Annotated in this window: 11 protein-coding genes and 2 pseudogenes; 9 read left to right on the top strand and 4 right to left on the bottom strand. The window is 69.5% G+C overall.

Translation table 11 applies throughout. The features are described from left to right. Positions 1–3 precede the first annotated feature (3 nt). Genes AC6CIE_RS17095 through AC6CIE_RS17075 form a run of 5 tightly spaced genes read left to right on the top strand, consistent with a single transcriptional unit; the run spans position 4 to position 11,251 of the window. Complete coding sequence (locus AC6CIE_RS17095) at positions 4–366, top strand: GPW/gp25 family protein (protein WP_175122708.1); 363 nt, start codon at positions 4–6, stop codon at positions 364–366. Further along, positions 363–2,819 carry a baseplate J/gp47 family protein gene (locus AC6CIE_RS17090; protein WP_498093055.1) on the top strand — a complete coding sequence of 819 codons (2,457 nt, stop codon included), beginning with the start codon at positions 363–365 and terminating at the stop codon, positions 2,817–2,819. The genes AC6CIE_RS17095 and AC6CIE_RS17090 overlap by 4 nt, the downstream gene beginning before the upstream one ends. After that, positions 2,816–6,001 (top strand): putative baseplate assembly protein, encoded by a 3,186-nt coding sequence (locus AC6CIE_RS17085; protein WP_498093053.1) that lies wholly within the window; start codon positions 2,816–2,818, stop codon positions 5,999–6,001. The genes AC6CIE_RS17090 and AC6CIE_RS17085 overlap by 4 nt, the downstream gene beginning before the upstream one ends. After that, positions 5,998–8,100 (top strand): phage tail protein, encoded by a 2,103-nt coding sequence (locus AC6CIE_RS17080; protein WP_498093051.1) that lies wholly within the window; start codon positions 5,998–6,000, stop codon positions 8,098–8,100. The genes AC6CIE_RS17085 and AC6CIE_RS17080 overlap by 4 nt, the downstream gene beginning before the upstream one ends. A gap of 25 nt (positions 8,101–8,125) precedes the next feature. Then, the gene (locus tag AC6CIE_RS17075) at positions 8,126–11,251 is read left to right on the top strand and encodes a DUF6519 domain-containing protein (protein ID WP_498093049.1); all 3,126 of its coding nucleotides are present in this window, start codon (positions 8,126–8,128) and stop codon (positions 11,249–11,251) included. Positions 11,252–11,262: 11 nt separating this feature from the next. Here AC6CIE_RS17075 and AC6CIE_RS17070 read toward each other — a convergent pair. Next, positions 11,263–11,766 (bottom strand): annotated as a pseudogene (locus AC6CIE_RS17070) (YadA C-terminal domain-containing protein); the annotation flags it as partial. Positions 11,767–11,991: 225 nt separating this feature from the next. After that, positions 11,992–12,396: pseudogene (locus AC6CIE_RS17065) on the bottom strand (hypothetical protein); the annotation flags it as partial. Between the two features lie 795 nt (positions 12,397–13,191). On the opposite strand from AC6CIE_RS17065, the gene AC6CIE_RS17060 reads away from it, so the two are divergent. The 3 genes from AC6CIE_RS17060 (at position 13,192) to AC6CIE_RS17050 (ending at position 16,913) form a co-directional block, all read left to right on the top strand. Beyond that, entirely contained in the window at positions 13,192–14,412 is a 1,221-nt protein-coding gene (locus tag AC6CIE_RS17060; protein WP_175122702.1) for an MFS transporter, read from the top strand. A gap of 171 nt (positions 14,413–14,583) precedes the next feature. After that, entirely contained in the window at positions 14,584–16,665 is a 2,082-nt protein-coding gene (locus AC6CIE_RS17055; RefSeq protein ID WP_498093047.1) for a DUF8189 domain-containing protein, read from the top strand. A gap of 71 nt (positions 16,666–16,736) precedes the next feature. Further along, on the top strand, positions 16,737–16,913 hold the full coding sequence (locus AC6CIE_RS17050; protein WP_175184510.1) for a DUF3606 domain-containing protein: 177 nt from the start codon (positions 16,737–16,739) through the stop codon (positions 16,911–16,913). A gap of 315 nt (positions 16,914–17,228) precedes the next feature. Here AC6CIE_RS17050 and AC6CIE_RS17045 read toward each other — a convergent pair whose 3' ends face one another. Beyond that, on the bottom strand, positions 17,229–18,014 hold the full coding sequence (locus AC6CIE_RS17045; protein WP_498093045.1) for an enoyl-CoA hydratase: 786 nt from the start codon (positions 18,012–18,014) through the stop codon (positions 17,229–17,231). Between the two features lie 141 nt (positions 18,015–18,155). On the opposite strand from AC6CIE_RS17045, the gene AC6CIE_RS17040 reads away from it, so the two are divergent. Next, positions 18,156–18,770: an ABC transporter ATP-binding protein gene (locus AC6CIE_RS17040; RefSeq protein ID WP_175184512.1), complete on the top strand. Its 615-nt coding sequence runs from the start codon at positions 18,156–18,158 to the stop codon at positions 18,768–18,770. A gap of 21 nt (positions 18,771–18,791) precedes the next feature. On the opposite strand, the gene AC6CIE_RS17035 is transcribed toward AC6CIE_RS17040, so the two are convergent. Beyond that, positions 18,792–19,568: a hypothetical protein gene (locus AC6CIE_RS17035; RefSeq protein ID WP_498093043.1), complete on the bottom strand. Its 777-nt coding sequence runs from the start codon at positions 19,566–19,568 to the stop codon at positions 18,792–18,794. Positions 19,569–19,622: the final 54 nt, after the last annotated feature.

Here is a 19,622-nt window from a genome sequence, read left to right as displayed (position 1 = left end):
GCCATGGCCCTCCTGCGCTTTCCATTCGAACCCGACGCGCGCGGCCGCAGCCGTAATGCCGACGACGCCACTCATGTGCGCGACATGATCGAGCAAGTGCTGTTCACCGTACCGGGCGAGCGCGTGAACCGGCCGGACTTCGGCTGCGGACTGCTGCAACTGGTGTTTGCGCCCAACAGCGACACGCTGGCCGCCGCCGTGCAGATGAGCGTGCAAGGCGCATTGCAGCAATGGCTGGGCGAGCGCATCGCGGTGGAATCCGTCAACGTCGCGCACCGCGATGCAACATTGCAGGTCGACGTGCAGTACGTGCTGCGCCAAGGCCAGCAACGGCGTCTGGCGCGCTTTACGCGCGACGTGCCATGAACCGCCAGTTCCGCAGCGCCAACCCGCGCCGGCTGCAACTGCTGCGCGCCCAGCAGCCGCCCGGCGACAACGGCATCGCCTTCGTGGAAATTGACGCGGCCGATCAGCGCACGGTGCGTGTGGTCTGCGCGCATCCGGTGTCCGGCATCGGCCGCGCCCACGTGCGCATCGAAGGCGGCGCGCGCATTCGCGGCATCGCGCTGGCCGCGGACCCGGTGCTGTCCGGCAACGAGATCCGGCTGACCGTGGACAAGGCAGGCGACTTCTCGTGGTACACGCTCGCGCTCGTCAACCCGGCCGACCCCGACGCGCCCGCGCCGGGCTTTGACCTGTGCCTGTCTACCATCGAGATCAACTTCAAGGCGGGCTGCCCGTCGGAGTTCGACTGCGCCGACACGCACGCGTGCGATGCGCCGGCGCCGCCCGAGCCGCTGCTGGACTACCTGGCCAAGGATTACGAGAGCTTCCGGCGTTTGATGCTGGACCGCCTGTCGCAGAGCATGCCCGACTTCACCGAGCGCAATCCCGCCGATTTCACCGTGGCGCTCGTGGAAACGCTGGCCTACGTGGCCGACCATCTTTCCTACGCGCAGGACGCCGCCGCCACCGAGGCCTATCTGGACACCGCGCGCCGCCGGACCTCGCTGCGGCGCCACGCGCGTCTTCTGGACTACCCCCTGCATGACGGCTGCAACGCGCGCGTGTTTGTCGCGATCGAAGCGAACGCGCAGGGTGACGGCAAGATCATCCCGGCGGGCACGCCGCTATTGACCAGCACGCCCGAAGCCGCGCTTGCCGAGCCCGTGCGCCGCCGTGACGTGCTAGACGGGCTGCCCGCGGCCGGCATTGAAGTGTTCGAGACGCTGCACGACCTGACGCTGCACGCCGCGCATAGCCGCATCCTGCTGCATGACTTCGCCGATCCCGCCTACTGCCTGCCGCGCGGCCAGACGCAGGCGGCGCTGGTGAACGATCCCCCGCTGACGCTTGGCGCCGGCGACGTGCTGGTGTTTGAGGAAACCATCGACCCGTTGACGGGCCGCAAGGCCGACGCCGACCGCACGCATCGCGTGGCCGTGCGCCTGACTGAAACCCGCGCCGGCCGCGACGACCTGACCGGCACCGACCTGCTGCTGATCGCCTGGCACCCGGACGACGCGCTGCCATTTCCGCTGTGCGTCAGCCGCGAGTTCGACGACGGCGGTGCGCTGGTCAAGCGGGCCGTTTCCGTGGCGCGCGGCAACGTCGTCCTGGCCGACCACGGCATGCAGCGCGACTGGACGCCGCTACTGCCGGACACGGCCACCGCGCGCGACGCGCCCGCGTCGCGGCCCTACCGCCCCCGCCTGCCGGACGCGGGCCTGGCCTGCGCCGAACCCTACCGGCATGACCTCGCCGTGGCCGCCCTGCTGCCCGCCGGTGCGGCGCTGGCGCAGGACCCGCGCCGCGCCCTGCCCAGCGGCATGTCGCTGCAGGCGGACGACGCCGATCAGCCCGGCGACGTGCCCGCCCCCGCCAGCCCGGCGTGGTCGCCCCAGCGCAGCCTGCTGGCCAGCGCCCGTGACGCGCGCGAGTTCGTGGTCGAAACGGAAACCGATGGTGCGGCCTGGCTGCGCTTTGGCGACAACCGCTACGGCGCCGCTCCCGTGGCCGGCGAACGCCTGCTGGCGCGCTACCGGCTGGGCGGCGGAGCGGAGGGCAACGTGGGCGCCGAGGCCATCGGCGCGCTTGTCACCGACGATGCGGACCTGATGGTGGGCGTGGCGCGCGTGCGCAATCCGCTGCCCGCGCAGGGCGGCGCGGCGCCGGAACCGGCCGACGCCATCAAGCTGAACGCGCCCGAGGCCTTTCGGGTGCAAGAGCGCGCGGTCACGGCCGACGACTACGCGCGCCTCGCCGAACGCCATCCGCAGGTGCAGCGCGCGGCCGCCCGGCTGCGCTGGACGGGCAGTTGGCACACGGTCTTTCTGACCGTCGACCGGCGCGGCGGGCGGGAGGTGGACGCGCCCTTTCGCGCCACGCTGCGCGCCTTCATGGAGCGCTTCCGGCTGGCAGGACAGGACCTGGAATTCTCCGATCCCGTGCACGTGCCGCTCGACATCCTGGTGCGCGTCTGCGCCGCGCCGGGCCACTTTGCTGCGGACGTCAAGGCGGCGCTGCGCGATGCCTTCACCGCGGGCCTGGACCGCGCGGGCCGGCCGGGCTTCTTTCATCCCGACCGCTACACCTTCGGCACGCCGCTGGCGCTGTCGGCACTGATGCGCGCCGTCATGGCGGTGCCGGGGGTCGCGTCGGCGCGGGCCGAACGCTTCCAGCGCTGGGGCCGCGACCCCGCGGGCGAACTGGACACCGGCCGCCTGCTGATTGCGCCGCTGGAAGTGCTACGCGCCGACGGCGACCCCAACTTTCCCGAGAACGGCCGCATCGACTTCATCGTGGAGGGCGGATCATGACAACCCCCGCCGATTGCGGCTGCTGCGCCGGCCAGCCTGCGCTGACGCCATCAGACCTGGACAACCCGCCGGGGCAGCCCGCCTTGCGCTTGCGCATCGGCACGCATGGCCGGTTTCTGGCCAGCCTGACAGCCGACCTGGCGCGGTCGCCGGCGCTGGCCGCGCTGACCACACGCGACCGTGACGACCCGGTCATCGCCCTGTTCGACGCGTGGGCTGCGGTGCTGGACGTGCTGGCGTTCTATCAGGAACGCATCGGCAACGAGGGCTATCTGCGGACGGCGACCGAGCGCCGGTCCGTGCAATCGCTGGCACGGGCCATCGGCTACGAACTGCGGCCCGGTGTGGCGGCAACGACGTGGCTGGCGTTCACGATGGAAACCGCGCCCGGCGCGCCACTGCGCGCGCGCATCGAGCCGTGGACGCGCGCGCAAAGCGTGCCTGCGCAGGATGAACGCGCGCAGACGTTTGAAACCTTGCAGGCGGTCGAGGCCCGCGCCGCCTGGAACGCGCTGGAACTGGCGTGGCTGGAACCGGCGCCGCCGCGCTTTGGCGCGCGCACGCTGTGCCTGGCCGGGGCGGCCACGCGCCTCAAAGCCGGCGACGCCGTGCTGATCGTCGGCGACGAACGTGTGCGCGACCCGGGCAACGAAAATTGGGATTTCCGCCGTCTGACACAGGTTCGCGAGTATGTGCCGGGCCCCGGCGAAGACGGCGCGCCCGCCTACACGCTGATCTCGCTGGAACGCGGCCTGGGCAGCGCGGCCCCGCACGTGCAGCCCGCCCGCCGCAATCCGCGCTGCTACGCGCTGCGCGCGCAGGCGCGGCTGTTCGGCTACAACGCGCCCGACTGGCGCGCCATGCCCGCCACACTGCGCGCGGCCTATCTGGGCATGGCCGACGACGCCAAGCCGTCCTTCAGCCAGTTCCCCCAATGGCCGGGCTATACGCTGGCCGACATCTCCGATCCGCCGGGCGCCAGCGGCGCGGGGTCCGGCCTGTACGGCGAGTATTACCGCGGCCGCACCTTCAGCGAGCGGGTGATGACGCGCACCGATCCGCAACTGGATTTCCGGTGGGCGGCGGGCGGTCCCGGCGACGGCATGCCCGCGGACAACTTCTGCGTGCGCTGGACCGGATGGGTGCGCGCGCCGGACAGCGGCAGCTACACCTTCCACGTCACGGCCGACGACGGCGTGCGGCTGTGGGTCGACGGCAACCTGCTCATCGACCAGTGGCGCGAGCAATCGCCTACCGAGTACAGCGCCAGCGCCAGGCTCACGGCAGGCCGCAAGCACGACATCCGCATCGACTACTACGAGGCCAGCGGCGACGCCACCCTTGCGCTCGCGTGGGCCGGACCGGGCCTGGCGCGCCAGACGATACCCGCCGCCAGCCTGTTCCCCGCCGACGTGCACGGCGTGCACCTGGACGCCGTCTATCCGAAATGGGTGGCCGGCGGCTGGGCCGTGCTGTCCATGCCAGGGTATGAAGAGCTCTACCGCGTTGCCGACGCCGGCCCCGACGCGCGCACCGGCTTTGCGCTGGCCGGGCCGACCACCCGGCTGACCTTGCGCGGGGAGCGCCTGCGCGAACAGTTCAACGACGCCGTGCGCGAGACCACCGCCTATGGCGAATCCGATGCGCTGGACTGGGGCGTGCGCCCCGCGTCCGGCCTCACGCAGGGCCACGCGCTGGTGCTGGCGTCGTACGAACCCGACCTGCCCCAAGACCGCGTGCTGGCGGTGTCGGGGCTGATCCTGGACGAGGCCGACGCCGCGAACATCGCGCCACGCGACCGGCTGTTGCGCGGCGACGCGCTGGCCAACGTGCGCGTGGCGCGCGACCGCGCCAGCGCGGATCTGGAATTCGAGGACGGCGCGCGCGCCACGGTCACGCTGGCTGAAGCCAGCGACATCGTCCGCATCCAGCGCAACGACAGCGCTGGCGGCCGCACGTCGCTGCACTTGGACGCCGATCTGGCGCACGCCTATCTGCCCGCCACGGTGCGCATCAACGCCAACGTCGCGCCGGCCAGCCACGGCGACAGCCGGCAGATGCGCATCCAGCCCGAGGTGCTGGGCAGCGGCGCCGGCAACCGGGCGTTCCAGCGTTTCACGCTGCAGCAAAAGCCGCTGACCTTCGTGCCCGCGCCCACGGCGAGCGGCGCAGCGAGCAGCTTGGAAGTTCGCGTGGATGGCCTGCTGTGGACCGAAGCGCCACGCATCACGGAGCTGGCGCCGGACGATCGCGCCTATCTGCTGCGGCTGGACGACAGCGGCGGCGCCACGGTGCAGTTCGGCGACGGCCTGCACGGCGCGCGGCTGCCGTCGGGGTCGGGCAATGTAGAGGCGCGCTATCGCGTCGGCCTGGGCCGCGAAGGCAACGTCGCGCGCGGTCAACTGAACGTGCTGCTCACGCGCGCGCCGGGCGTCAAGGCGGTCGTCAATCCGGCAGCCGCCACCGGCGGGGTGGATCCCGAAGCCGGCGACGCCGCCCGCCGCAATGCGCCGCTGCGCGTGCGCACGCTGGACCGCATCGTCTCGCTGCGCGACTTCGAGGATTTTTCCGCCGCGTTCACCGGCATCGGCAAGTCGCAGGCGGTGTGGCTGTGGGACGGGGAACAACGGCTCGTGCATCTGACCGTCGCCGGCGAGGACGGCGCCGCGCTGGATCCAGCCGGCGCGCTGTATCGCAATCTGCTCGCGGCCATCGATGGGGCGCGGCCGCCCTACCAGCCGCTGCGCGTGGCGCCGTGCCGCTATCTGGGTTTCGGCCTGCGGGCCGGTCTGGGCATCGATCCCCGCTACGAGACGCCCAAGGTATTGCAGGCGGCCCACGCCCGCGTGCTGGAGGCCTTTGGCTTTGCCGCGCGCGCATTCGGTCAGCCGGTGCACGGCGCGGAAGTCTTGACCGTGCTGCAAGGCGTGCCGGGCGTGCAGTGGGTGGATCTGGATTCGCTGGTGCTGGAGGGGGGGCTGAATACTGGACTGAACCCGGGGCTGGGCTCTGGACCGGGTGCGGGACTGAGCGCGGGGTTGTCCCCCGTCACCACGCGGCGCAGCAACGGGCCCGGCGCCACGCTGCCGGCGCGCACCGCGCGGTGGCAGCAAGGCAGCCTGCAACCGGCCGAACTGCTGCGCCCTGACCCGGCGAACATCTTGCTCACGGAGCGCACATGAACACCCGCCTGGATGCCGATGCGCTGATGGCCCTGCTGCCGGCCTTCTACCGTGAACGCGACGCTGCGGCCGGCGGCCCGCTGCGCGCGCTGCTGGACGTGCTGGCGCGCCAGGGCGCGCTGGTGGACGCCGACGTGGACCGGCTCTACGACAACTGGTTCATCGAGACCTGCGACGACTGGGTGGTGCCGTACCTGGGCGATCTGCTGGGCGTGCGCGCGCTATACCCCGTCGGCGCCGCGTTCTCACCCCGCGCGCTGGTCGCCAACACGCTGCGGCTGCGCCGGCGCAAGGGCACCGCACTGGTGCTGGAAGAACTTGCCGCCGACGCCACGGGCTGGCGCAGCCGCGTGTCCGAGTGCTTTGAACGCGTCGCCACCACCCAGCACGTCAACCATCCGCGCCCGCACGCGCTGCGCACACCGGATCTGCGCGATTCCCGCGCAATGGAACGCGTTGACGGTCCTTTTGGCGCCGAGCTGCACACGGCCGATGTGCGCGCACTGCCAGCCGGGCGCTACAACCTGCCCAACGTCGCGCTGTTCCTGTGGCGGCTGCAGTCTTACACCGTCCAGCGCGGCGACGCCGCCCCCGCCACGACGCGCGATGGCTTCTACACCATCGATCCGCTGGGCCGCGACCAGCCGCTGTTCAACCGGCCACGCACGGAGACCGACATCGACCACCTGGCCGAGCCGGTCAACGTGCCCGAACCGCTGTCCTGGCGCGATCTGCACGCCGAACTGGAAGCGCGCCGCCAGGCGCTGACCGATGGCGACGCGCCGCCGCAAGGGGGGTTTGCCGAGAGCGGCGGCGGGCCGGTCGTGCAGGTGTGGCTGGACGGACAGGCCGTGCCGCCCGAGCATCTGGTCATCTGCAACCTGGCGCCCATCCCCGGCGTTTCCCCCGAGGACTGGCGCCGGCCCGACGCGTCGCTGCTGGTCAAGGCGCGCAAGCCCGGGCGGCCGGACCGCAGCTTCCCTGTTGCGGGCGGCGTGCTGGTGGGCCTGGACCCGCACCGCGGACGCCTTGCGCTGCCGCCCGGCGTCACCGCGCAATCGGCGCAGGTGCGTTTTGCGTATGGCTTTCCCGGCGACATTGGCGCGGGTCCGTACGACCGCAGCGCCCCGGTTGGCGATGACGCGGACGCGGCGTCCGAAGACACCTTCGACACCGAACTGCGCGTGCCCTCGGCGGCCACGCCCACGCTGGCGGCGGCGCTGGCCGCGGTGCAGGCAGGCCGGCGGGTGCGCATCGTTCTGGACCACGACGGCACCGAAGCCATCGCACCCGATCTGGTGCTGCCCGACACGCATCTGATGATCGAGGCGGCCCCGCTGCGACGGCCGGTGCTGCGGGGCGACTGGCGGCTGCGCGGCAACGCCAGCACGCGCGTGCGGCTCGACGGGCTGCTGGTCGATGGCCGCCTGCGGCTGGAAGGCACGTTGCGTGCCGTGGCGCTGCGCCACTGCACGCTGGCGCCCGCGCGCGGCGGCGTGCGCCACAGCGGCGCGGCGCCGGAACTTGAATTGAGCCTTACGCGCTGCATCAGCGGGCCGGTGCGCTGCGCGACACCGCTTGCCGCCGTCGAGATCGACGCGTGCCTGATCGATGCGCAAGGCAGCGCGGCTGCCGCGGTCGACGTGGACGACAGCGCCCTGCGCGTCGTGGCCAGCACGTTGTTCGGGCGCGTGGCGGCCGGGCGGCTCGACGCGTCCAACACGCTGTTCGGCGGCCCGCTCGCCATCAACCGCCGCCAGGAAGGCTGCGTGCGCTATTGCCACGTGCCCATGCCGTCCGTCACGCCCCGACGCTACCGCTGCCAGCCGGACCTGGCCATGCAGGACCTGGGCGCCGCAGCCGCCAAGCGCGCGGCGGCGCGCGTGGCCCCCTCGTTTACCTCCACGCAGTTCGGATCGCCGTCCTACGGCCAACTGGCGCGCGGCTGCGCGCTCGAGATCCGCGAAGGCGCGGACAACGGCGCCGAAATGGGCGCCTGGAATTTCCTGCTGCAAGCCCAGCGCGAAGCCAACCTGCGGCAGGCGCTGGACGAGTATCTGCGCTTCGGACTCGAAGCGGGATTGATCCCCGTGAACTGAGCCCCCTGTCTTCGGGAACAACACCATGAAAGCCGATCTCAGCCGCCTCACCTTCGACCCCGCCCGGCGCTACCGGGCCGTCCGCATGCAGCAGGGCCGCGTGCAGATGGATTCGGACTGGAACGAACAGCAGGACATCCTGAACCGCCGCATCGAAACCGAGACGGCGGACACGGTCGGCCGGGTGGGCGTGCCGCTGGCCGCGCCGGGCTTTGCGTTGGCGCCTGCCGGTAAAGACCTGTCGCTGTCGACCGGTCGCCTTTATCTGGACGGCCTGTTGTGCGAAAACCCGCAGCCCGCCACCGTGGCCAAGCAGCCCGACATGCCGCCGACGGCATCGCCCGTGCTGCCGGCTGGCGCGTCCGTCCTGCCGCTGCCGCCGCCCGCCCTCACGCCGGCCGACATCGACGGTGTCGTCGTCTTCGGATCGAACGGGCAAACCGCGCCGCCGCCCGAGGGCATGTACCTGGCCTATCTGGAAGCCTGGCAGCGCCACCTGTGCACGCTCGACCTGCCTGCCGGCGACACCAGCATGCGCGAGGTCGCGCTGGGCGGCCCCGACACCGCCACCCGCGAAAAGACGGTGTGGCAGGTCAAGCTGATGCAGGTCGGCGCGCCCGACGCCGCCCTCACCTGCCTGTCGGCGCTGCCGGCGTGGGATGCGCTGATCGCCCCGCCCGATGCGCGCATGGCCGCGCGCGCCGAAGCCAGCGTGCCGCCCAAGACGCCGTGCCAGTTGCCGCCCGACGCCGGCTACCGTCTGCTGGAAAACCATCTCTACCGCATCGAGATCCACCAGGACGGCGCGGGCGCGGGCAAAGCGCGCTACAAGTGGTCGCGCGAGAACGGCAGCATCCTGTCGCGTGTGGTGCGCTGGCTGGACGACCCCGTGGCCAACGAATTTGAAGTTGCCAGCATCGGCCGCGACGACGTGCTGGCCATCACCGCGGGCTGCTGGGTCGAATTTCTGGATGACACGCACGAACTGCTGGGACAGCCGGGCCCGCTGGCGCAGGTGGTGCGCACCGACGGCAACACGGTCACCATCGATCCGGCCAGCCTGATCGGCCACGCGCTGGATGCGGCGCGCTTTCCGTCCAATCCGCGCGTGCGCCGTTGGGACGGCGTCGCGGAAATCACGCCCGCGCCCATCAACAGCGCCAACGCCGGCTGGGTGGAGCTGGAGCAGGACGGCGTCGAAATCAAGTTTTCCCCAGGCCGCCTGCGCGTGGGCGACTATTGGCTGATTCCCGCGCGCACCGCCACCGCCTCCATCGAATGGCCGCAGATGCCCGACGGCAAGCCCGCCTTCAACGCGCCCGCCGGGATCCTGCGGGCGTTTGCGCGGCTGGCCTTGCTGCGCTGGCAGGGCGGCGCGTGGACCGCCATCAGCGACTGCCGCCCGCTCTTTCCCGCGTTGACGGAACTGACTCAGCTTTACTACGCGGGCGGCGACGGGCAGAGCGTCAAGCCCCATCCCGCCATGACGCCGGATGTCGTGCCGCTGCCTTCCGAGTTGCGCGCGGGTGTGGCCAACGGCAGCCTGCCGGTGGCGGGCGCCGTCGTGCGCTTTACGGTGGACGCCGGCCGCCTGCCCAATGGCACGGCCACGCAGGACGTGGCGACCGGCGCCGACGGCGTGGCGTCCATCGCCTGGTCCCTTGCCTGCGATGCCGCCCGCCCCGTGCAACGCGCCACGGCGCAACTGCTGCGCGCGGGCCAGCCCGCGCCTGATCGCTACCTGCCGCTGCGCTACACGGCAACCCTGGCGCTGGCGTCCGAGGTGGCCTATGACCCGCGCAACTGCGCGGACCTGCTCGCGGAACAAGCCTATTCGGTGCAAGAAGCCCTGGATGCGCTGTGCCGGCGCACGCACGGCGGCGGCTGCTGCCTTACCGTCGGCCCGGCGGGCGATTTCCCGACGCTGGACAAAGCGCTGCGCACGCTCATCGGACAGGACCGCATGGACATCTGCCTGTGCCTGACGCCCGGCGAACACAAGCTGGACGATGACCTCATCATCAAGGGGCCGCGCGTGCGCCTGATGCTCCATGGGTGCGGCCCGGCCAGCCGGCTGATGCTGGATGAACGCATGTTCAGCCTGGACGGCTTTGCCAGCGTGTCCATCGCCGACCTGGTGATCACGCGGCGCGGCCAACCGGCGGCGATCGCTTTCAACCAATGCGCCGACCTGCGGCTGTCGCGCGTCGACTGCGCGGGGCCGGCCGGGCCCGGCAACAGCCTGGTGCGGGTCGACGGCAGCCGGCGCGTGCACATCGAGACCTGCCGTCTTTATGCCGCCGGCCGCGGCAACGCCGAACGCCTCGACCAGCTCTTCACCCGCGCCCCGACGCTGGCCGCGTTAAAGCGCGCGCTTTCCTCCGAGGCAGTGCTGGACGATGACGACGATCGCGCCGCCTCGGCACTGTCGCGCCAACCCCTGGACGCGCGCAAGGCGATGACGACCGAGATCGCCGCGCTGCTGCGCGCCGGCGCCGCCGGCAACGCGTTGACGATGACGCCGCGCATCCAGTCGGCCCTGACGACGCTGGCCACACAGCTGGGCCGCGAAACGCCAGCGGCCAAGCGCCTGCGCCCCGCCATCGCCGCGCTTGCCGCCGCGCTGCTGGCCGATCCGATGTCCTGCGCGCTGGCGCTGCTGGACAACGACGCCGACACCACTGTGCGCGACAACCGACTGCGCGGCGGCATCGCGCTCTTTGCGGAATCAGGAGATTTTCCGGAACTGACGACGGATCAGTTGAAGCTGTTGGGCGGCGGCATCCGCACGGGCAAGATGGTGCCCGAAGGCGACGGCACGCTGACGCTGCAAAGCAACCACCTTTCCAGCCTGCGGCTCGGCGCTGAAGCGGCGCGCGCCATGCTGACCATCATCCAGACGGGCGGCGAATTCGCCGCGTGGCGCTGCCTGCGCGCCGCCGACAACGCGCTGGAGGCCTACAGCCACTTCCCGGCATTCGACGCCGCCGTCACCGGCAACAACCTCTTGACCAACGGCGACGCGGGCGCCCTCATCGCCACGCAGGCCAAGGTGATCGGCAACTTCGCGCACAACGATTTCCGGTTGTTTGTGTCAGGCGCGAATCCGGAAGTGCTGGCGAACGGCGGGTTGAATGTCGTGACGGTGTGATCCCGCGGCCATCACCACTGCATCGACGCGCCGATCCCGGCCGTGGGCCCGCCGGAGGCCATGCCCACGCCGGCCTTGAGCTTGACGCGGTCGTTCACACGTGCCGACGCGCCCACTGCAACGGCCTGGTAGCCGCGATACGTGGCCGCACCGACGCCCAGCGCAAACCGCTTGCCCGGATCGACTTCCGGCACCATGGTCAGCGCCGTGGTGGCCGCGATGCCCGAATAGGCGTTGCGCGCAACGTCGTCGATGGCGCGGTTGGTCTGGTCGATGCGGTTGTCCAGACGGGCCAGGCCTTCGCGGTTGCGTTGCACGGTGGTGTCCAGCGAACCGAGCGCGTCGCCGACGTTGTAGTACGTCTGGCCATTAAGCTGATACGCCGGGCCGGTGACGGCGCCCGTGGCCGTGTCGATGTGCGCACCGCCGCCCAGGCCGGCCACCACGGGGTTCAGTTGACCCACATTCACGGCATCGGTGCTTTGCGTGCCGGCCGCCACATTGGTGACCTGGCGTTCGGCGCCTTGCGCGCCGACAGACACGGTGTTGGCGCGGTCGGCCACCGAACCCGCGCCCAGCGCCACACTGTTGGTCGCTGCCGCCGATGCATTGGCGCCGACGGCCACGCCGTTGGACGCGGTGACCGTCGCGTTGGCCCCGACCGCCGCGCCCATCGTGCCTGCGCCCGCTGCCGCGTTGTCGCTGCCATCGCCCGCGCCGTCGACGCTGACGTACGCATTGGCGGCATTCAGTTGGCCGACCTGTTGCGTAAGGGCGTAGAGCTGGCTGCCATTGACGGCGTCCGTACTGGTTGCCGAGATGACGCCGTTGGCGACGCCGGTGACGGTGCGCGTGCCGTCAGTGCCCGTCATGTCGATGACATTGCCGCCCGAGGAGGCAGCCACGGTAATGGCGCCCGTGACCGCATCCTGCCGGACCAGGCCGACGGCGCCGTTGTTGAGGTTGGTGGTCAGCGTGTTCAGGGTTGCCGTGTTCTGCGCCACCGACCCGCCCAAGGTTGTGATGGCCGCGCTGTTGGACTGCACTTGCTGGTTGGTGGCGTAAAGCTGCGATCCATTCACCGCCTCCTGACTGGTGGACGACAGTACACCCACGCCGACCTGGGTGATCCGGTTGCCGTTCATGTTGACGCCGTTCAGCATCGAGATGCCGTTTTCGCCCTTCAGTTCCAGCGTGCCATCGCCGTAGCCAGTGATTCGGGCCGTCGAACCGGCAAGTCCCGTCCCCCCGTTATTGCTCTGGTCGTTGTTCAGCGAGAATGCCTCCTGGGAGGCACAGGATACCCACGTCGCGGGTCCGGCGTTGAAGTCGTATTCATACCCCGTCGAAGTGGTTACGTTGCACAGCTGTAGCTCTCCGCCTAGCGCGTGGGCAACCGAGACCAGACCGAGATTGCCCACGCCGCCTAGTAGAAAAGCCGCGGCGGATGCGGCCAGGCGCTCCTTTCGCGGCTTGCGGAGAATTCGGCCAACTGCGGACTCGGCAGGTGCCGTTGCCGTGCATCTATTCAAGGTTGCGTTGCTTGCGTTTCTTTCTGCCTTGCAGACGGTTGCCTTTACGTTGCGAACGGTTGAAATGATGAGGTCCATAGCGTGTCCACCCCGCGCCGATGCGCGTTCGTTGTCGAAAAAGGTCCGTTCAAGCAATTCACCTGATTGATTGAGGGAGAGGTTTTCTCTCTCAAACTACCGACCGTCCGACCACGTAACCATCGAAGCTTTTTTATTGTTGGGGCCTGCAAACGAACAAATATCAAGAAGCGCGAAGGTCATCGCGCGGGCGCCACGGCACGTTGCGCCCTGCCGCGGCTCACATCCAGTGACGACGGCAAGACAACCCGACATGCAAATGACAGGTTCGGCCCTCTACAATGCCCCTGTTGCATCGCAGCATTCCGCAATCCTCTCCTTCCAGTCTTCATGTCCCATCCCATTTCCGCGCAGCACCGGCCCGCCCTGGTGCTGCTGGCGCTAGCCATCGGCAGCTTCGCGATCGGCACCACCGAATTCGCGACGATGAGCCTGCTTCCCTACTTCTCGCAGTCGCTGGGCATTGACGCCCCCACCGCCGGCCATGTGATCAGCGCGTATGCGCTGGGCGTCGTGGTTGGCGCGCCCATCCTTGCCGTGCTGGGCGCCCGCATGCCGCGCCGCCGGCTCCTGATCGCACTGATGGGCCTGTTCGCCATCGGCAACGGCCTGAGCGCCATTGCGCCGAACTACCACTGGATGCTGTTCTTCCGCTTTCTTAGCGGCCTGCCGCATGGCGCCTACTTCGGCATCGCCTCGCTGGTGGCCAGTTCCATGGTGCCCGCCAACCGGCGGACCGTGGCCGTGGGCCGCGTGTTCCTGGGCCTGACCGTCGCCACCATCGTCGGCGTGCCGCTGGCCAACTGGCTGGGTCAGGTCATCGGCTGGCGCTGGAGCTTCGGCCTGGTGTCGCTGCTGGCGGTGCTGACCATGCTGAGCGTGCGCGCCTATGCCCCGGACACGGCCGCCGATCCGCACGCCAGCCCGCTGCGCGAACTGAGCGCGCTGGGCCGCGGCCAGGTGTGGATCACACTGGCCATCGGCGCGGTCGGGTTCGGCGGGCTGTTCTCCATTTACACCTACCTGGCGGACACGCTGACCGCCGTCACGCAGGTCTCTCCCGCCACGGTGCCGCTGGTGCTGAGCGCCTTCGGCGTCGGCCTGACGGTGGGCAACATGGTCGTGCCCGTGTTTGCCGATCGCGCCGTCATGCGCACGGCCGGCCTGTTGCTGCTGTGGTCTGCCGTGGTGCTGGCCCTGTTTCCGTTCATGGCGCACAACGTGTGGCTGATCACGCTGAACGTGTTTCTCGTGGGCGTGGGCGGCGCGCTGGGCACCGTGTTGCAGACGCGCCTGATGGACGTGTCGGGCGACGCGCAGGGGCTGGCCGCGGCACTCAACCATTCCGCGTTCAACACCGCCAACGCGCTCGGGCCGTTCCTGGGCGGACTCGCGATTGCCGCCGGGTTCGGATGGACGTCGACCGGCTGGGTCGGCAGCCTGCTCGCCATCGCCAGCATGCCGTTGTGGCTGTGGGCGGTGATGCTGGAACGCCGGACGCGCTCGGCGCGGGCGGACAAGCTGGTGGTCAGCACCGAATCGGCGCGTTGAATGAATGGGGGACGCCATTCGGACGTCCCCATTTATCGCATTGCAAAACGTCGGCCCGACGCCACACCGGGCAAGCGCCTATTGCAGCCCGCGGCCGCGCCGCAGCTATACTTTCCGCACTCTTTACCACCCACAAGACGCGCTGCACCTCCAACATGCAGCGCTTTTTTTATGCCCGTTTTTACTGCCCTGCTGCGCCCGCTGTGCCAAGCGCTTTGCTGCCTGGCCGCAGCCCTCTTCTCCACCCACGCCTTGGCCGCGCCACCGACGCTGGCCGAATGCCACGGCATCAAGGACCTGGCCTTCGTTGCCCATCTGGATGATGACCTGCTCTTCATGAATCCGGACGTCGCCTCGAACATCGAGGCCGGCGGCTGCGTGCGCCTGGTCTACCTGACCGCCAGCGACGCTGGCGAAGGCGAAGGCTACATGCTGGGTCGCGAGCGCGGCGTGCGCGCCGCTTACGCCTACATGGCGCATCAGCCCGACGCATGGAAGGAAGACACCGGCATCGTCGCGGGCCGCCAGATTGCGCGCTTCACGCTGACCGGCAACCCGCGCGTGCAGCTGTGGCACATGCGCCTGAAGGATCCCTGGCTGGGCAAGGGCTGGGGCAGCCTGACGCCGCTGAGCCGCACGGAGTCCGAACCCAACCAAAGCGTGGACACGCTGGGCCCGCACGCCGAGGTCTACACGCGCGAGCAGCTTGTGGACACGCTGGCCGAAATGATCCGCCAGTACGGCCCCACCACCGTACGGCACCTGGACGACACGATCAGCGTGCCGTACACCCAGCTGTGCTGGCGCTGCGCGGGCCACGGCCACCCCGACCACATCGCCAGCGCCCGGCTGGCGCGCGAAGCCATGCTGCGGGCGCCCGGCAACTATGCCGAGACCGGCTATATCGATTACCCCAGCCAGGAACGCGCCACCAATCTGGCCGAGTCGGAAATCGCCAGCAAGTCGGTGATCTTCCAGCACTACGCCTGGAACGACTACCACTATTGCGCCGGCCCCAAGGGCTGCCAGGAACCCGCCGGACCTGCCGCCGCGTGGGTGCAGCGCGCCTACTACGTATCCCGGCACGACGTTGCCCCGCAGGTTTACCCCGACGGACGCGGCGGACTCGTCGTGTTTGCCGCGGGCGAGACCAACGCCGCCGTGAACAGCTGGGATTCCGGCGAAAAGCGCTGGCACAGCCTGGGCGGCCGGACCACCGGCCCCGTGGTGTCGTTTGCCCACGCCGACGGCACGGCCGGCCTGATGGCGCGCGACCCGCTGGGCGGCGTCTGGGCCAACAAACAGCGCCATGACGGCACCTGGCAGGGGTGGCAGGCGCTCGGCGGCCTGCGCGTCACGCAGATCCCCGCCGTCGCGCCGCGCGGCGAGGCCGCCGCCGTCGCGCTGGGTTATGACGGCGTGCTGCACTGGATCACGCCGTCCGGCATCGATGGCAGCTGGAGCACCTGGCAGGCGCTGCCGCCGCTGGAAGGCGCATCGGGCTCACCGGCCGCGGCGCGCGGTTCGGATGGACGTTACGTCGTGTTTGCGATCGCCGCCAAAGGCGAACTCTTCTATACCCGCCAGCTCCCGGCCGCCAAGGGCCAACGGTCGGAATGGCAAGGCTGGCGCCACGTCGCCGCGCCGGAAGCGGCCGGCGGACTGGCCGCCATCCGCAACCACGAAGACCGCGTCGAGCTTTACTTCCGCCAGCGCGCCAACAACCACCTGACCAAGCTGGTCGAAGCCGGCGACACCACCGACCTGAACATGGACTGGAGCGCGCCGGCCGACTTGGGCGTGCCCTACATCGGCCGCCCCGCCATCCACGCCGACAACGCCGGCAACGTCGTGCTCGCGATCCTGGAGCGCGCGGGCGGACAGCTCTGGCTGCTTGAACACGGCAAGCTTGGCAAGCTGGACGCCGAAGCCGCATCGCCACCCGCCATCAGCCTGGTCGACGGCACGCTGTATCTGGTTGCACGCGCCGCCGGCGCACCGCAGCGCTACCAGGTGCTGTCGCGCCAACGTGGCGTCTGGGCTGCCAACCTGACGCTGGACGGCGTTCCGGCCAGCGGCGGCGGCCCGTTCACGGCAGTGGCCGCACGGCCTGCCGATCTGCCCAATCTGGGCGCCGCCAGCGCAAACAAGGCCGTCGTGGTCCGGCCATCCACGGCTGAACCGGCTGCGCTGACGGTCGAGCGCATGCCCGCCCAGACCTCACGCGTGGCGACGCCGACCCGCGTGCAATGACAAAAATGCCCGCTGGGCGCGGGCATGACGCTTGCTGACCTCCGGGGCGTCTCAACCCGGAGGATAGAAACATGTCAGACGACCTGAGCAAACGCGGTCCCCAGGACCGTTCCCGGATCAACGTCAATGAACCGCATGAGCTGCGCTACTGGACCCAGGCGCTCGGCGTCAGCGAAGCCCAACTGCGCGACGCCGTGAAAGCGGTCGGGCCATCCGCCACGGCCGTGCGCGAGCATCTCCGGAAGTGATCTGAGGCAGGCCCCGTTTGCGGGGCTTGTCATTGCGTACCCGTCTTCCCGATCGCTGAAGACGCCATTTCAACGTGCTCGCCCCCCACCTCCAGGCAATGAGTCATTGCGGTCTTTACGCACGTGCGATAGCAGGTCAGACAGCTATCGATACAGCATTCCATTTCGTTCGTTTCGGCAATCATGTCGGCTCCTTGTGCCGTGACATCCTTGAACGTCAGCACATGGCGTTCCTGTCTGAATGCGCGAAACCCTCTTGCGCACGCACCGCGGCGCGCGTCCTGCGGGGCCGGTTGCAGCGCACCGTCTTCTTGCCTAGCGATGCCGTTTGCGCGCCAGAAACGGCGCCATGCACCGGCGCGGCTCGTCGGTGGTGAAGGCTTCACCAAAGGCCTCGACGCTACGGTCCAAACCGGCCTGAATCGACGATTCCGCCCAGTAACGCAGCAAGGCCTTCTGCGACCGCACGGCACGCGGGCCGCTGGCGGCAATCGGCGCCACGGTCTGTTCGACCAGCGCGTCCAGCCCTCCGGGCTCGCATAGGAACTCCAGAAACCCCCAATCCCGCGCCTGCGCCGCGTCCACCGTTTCGCCGGTAAGCAGCAGCCAATTGGTCCGGCCCTGGCCGATCAACGCAGGCAACAACAGCGCATGGATCACCGAGGGAATCCCGACGCGCACCTCCGGCATACCAAACACGCCGTCCGCCGACCCCAGCCGGATGTCGCAGGCGGCCGCCAGCTCCATGCCGGCGCCGAGGCAAAAGCCGGGCAACCGGGCAATGGTCGGCACGAGAATGTCCGCCACCGCATCGCAGAGGTCGCGCAGCCGCGTGATGAAGGCACGTGCGCCGGGCGGGTCCAGCTCGGCCATTTCATGAATATTTGCCCCACCCACGAAGGCCTTCTCGCCCGTCCCGCGGATCACCACGGCGCGCGCGTCATCCTGCGCCGCGATCCAGCGCGCCGCCTCGGTCAGGCTCAGTGTGACGGCCGACGCCAGGATGTTCAGGCTCTTGGCATCGTGGATCTGCAGGGTATAGACGCCGCGTGCGTCGCGCGTTACGACGGCATGGGTGAATTCAGGAATGGGCGCAGTCATGAAGTCTCCGGTTTTTTGGCGGGTAGCCGCCGATGCTAACGGCCGGGTCCGGACACGACAACCCATGGCCTGCTCGACCCGATCGAATACGGCCTCGCCTTCCAGTGGCCGCGGAACGCGTTCCTCTCGTACACTTGCCGCATGCTACGCATCGACAATCTCAGCAAGCGCTACGGCGACTACATCGTGTTCCAGGGACTGACGCATACCTTTGCGCCGGGCTGCGTGGCGCTGTGCGAAGAAGACAGCACCGGCAAGTCCAGCCTGCTGAACATCATCGCCGGCGCCCTCGCGCCGGACAGCGGCGACGTGCACATCGACGGCCACTCGCTGCGCGACGCGCCGCAAGTTGCGCAGTCCCGCCTGGCCTGGGTGCCGGACAATTGCATGGCGTTTCCCGAGCAGACGGGACGCGGCCTGCTGGAACAGGCGGCCCAAGCCAAAGGCGTGACGCTGGACGACTCGATATGGGAACTGGCCCGCCAGCTTGGTCTTGAGCCGCATCTGGACAAGCGTTTCGAGCAGATGTCCACCGGCACGCGTCGCAAGGTCTACCTGACCGCCGCCGCGCTGGGCAATCCGGCGGTCGTCGTGGCCGACGGCCCCAGCAACGGGCTGGACGCCCAGGCGCGCGGCGTGCTGGCTGAGGTGTTCAAGCGCTGGGCGCAAGACCGCGTCGTGCTGTTTGCCAGCCACGACCCTGAACTGGTGCAGGCCTGCGGCGCCACCACCGTCAACGTGGCCGACCTGCGCTGAACCCACTGCGGGGCACGTCGTTCAAAACCGGATCGTCACCCCCGCGATCGGCCCCTGCAACACCACGTCGTACTTGAAGCCGTTGCGTTCGTAGTCCACGCCCATCGCGCGGTATCCCACTGTGGCCGACACCGACTTGTTGAAGTTGTAGCCCACGCCAAGCCCCAGGTCCCAGTCCGCCTGCGCGCCCCCTGCCCCGATCATGCCCCAGCCCGTCAGATAGGCCCTGGAATGAAAGTTGTAGGTGCCGCGAACGCCCACCATGGCGTCCACCCACGTCGCGCTGTCGCTGTGCTTTGTGCCCCGTGTCAGCGGACCATTGAACCTAATGCTGTTGTCCACCGACCAGACCCGCAGGCCGCCTACCACGTCCAGGCTGTGCTCTGACCTGTCCAGCACGGAATAGCCCGCGCCGATCATGCCCGTGAACGACTCGTTCTTCACGTCCGCGCTGTCGGCCAGAATTCCCCGCGGCGTGTCGCCTTGCGCGCCGACCTTCACGTACAGCAGGTCGCCAAAGATGCTGTACCGGCCTTTGCGCGCATCGCCCATCAGCATGGCCGCGAAATCCAGGTTGTCGAAGATCTTGTCGAAGCTCGCATCGACGTCGACGGGCGGTAGCCGCCGATGCGTGATCTTCCCGGACAGCGCCGGCGCCCATAAATACGGCGACACCGAGAACTTCCATTCGTCGGAAACTGCTGCGTCGACGGCGGGTGCCGTCTGCGGCTCGGCCGCAAACGCGGTTCCGGCATGCAGCGCGGTGCATGCCGCACAGGCAAAGACGTGCATTTTCATCGCGTATCCTCCGGCCCGAAGGCGTATGCAGACAGGCGGGCCGCACCCCGGAAG

It is taken from the genome of Achromobacter sp. GQ309 (assembly GCF_059759315.1).
The sequence above is the reverse complement of the archived record's forward strand: the minus strand, read 5'-3'. Positions and strand labels throughout refer to the sequence as shown.

Coding starts and splice junctions, on each gene's coding strand:
- AC6CIE_RS17095 (WP_175122708.1), top strand. CDS start 4: ATGGCCCTCCTGCGCTTTCCATTCGAACCCGACGCGCGCGGCCGCAGC.
- AC6CIE_RS17090 (WP_498093055.1), top strand. CDS start 363: ATGAACCGCCAGTTCCGCAGCGCCAACCCGCGCCGGCTGCAACTGCTG.
- AC6CIE_RS17085 (WP_498093053.1), top strand. CDS start 2,816: ATGACAACCCCCGCCGATTGCGGCTGCTGCGCCGGCCAGCCTGCGCTG.
- AC6CIE_RS17080 (WP_498093051.1), top strand. CDS start 5,998: ATGAACACCCGCCTGGATGCCGATGCGCTGATGGCCCTGCTGCCGGCC.
- AC6CIE_RS17075 (WP_498093049.1), top strand. CDS start 8,126: ATGAAAGCCGATCTCAGCCGCCTCACCTTCGACCCCGCCCGGCGCTAC.
- AC6CIE_RS17060 (WP_175122702.1), top strand. CDS start 13,192: ATGTCCCATCCCATTTCCGCGCAGCACCGGCCCGCCCTGGTGCTGCTG.
- AC6CIE_RS17055 (WP_498093047.1), top strand. CDS start 14,584: ATGCCCGTTTTTACTGCCCTGCTGCGCCCGCTGTGCCAAGCGCTTTGC.
- AC6CIE_RS17050 (WP_175184510.1), top strand. CDS start 16,737: ATGTCAGACGACCTGAGCAAACGCGGTCCCCAGGACCGTTCCCGGATC.
- AC6CIE_RS17045 (WP_498093045.1), bottom strand. CDS start 18,014: ATGACTGCGCCCATTCCTGAATTCACCCATGCCGTCGTAACGCGCGAC.
- AC6CIE_RS17040 (WP_175184512.1), top strand. CDS start 18,156: ATGCTACGCATCGACAATCTCAGCAAGCGCTACGGCGACTACATCGTG.
- AC6CIE_RS17035 (WP_498093043.1), bottom strand. CDS start 19,568: ATGAAAATGCACGTCTTTGCCTGTGCGGCATGCACCGCGCTGCATGCC.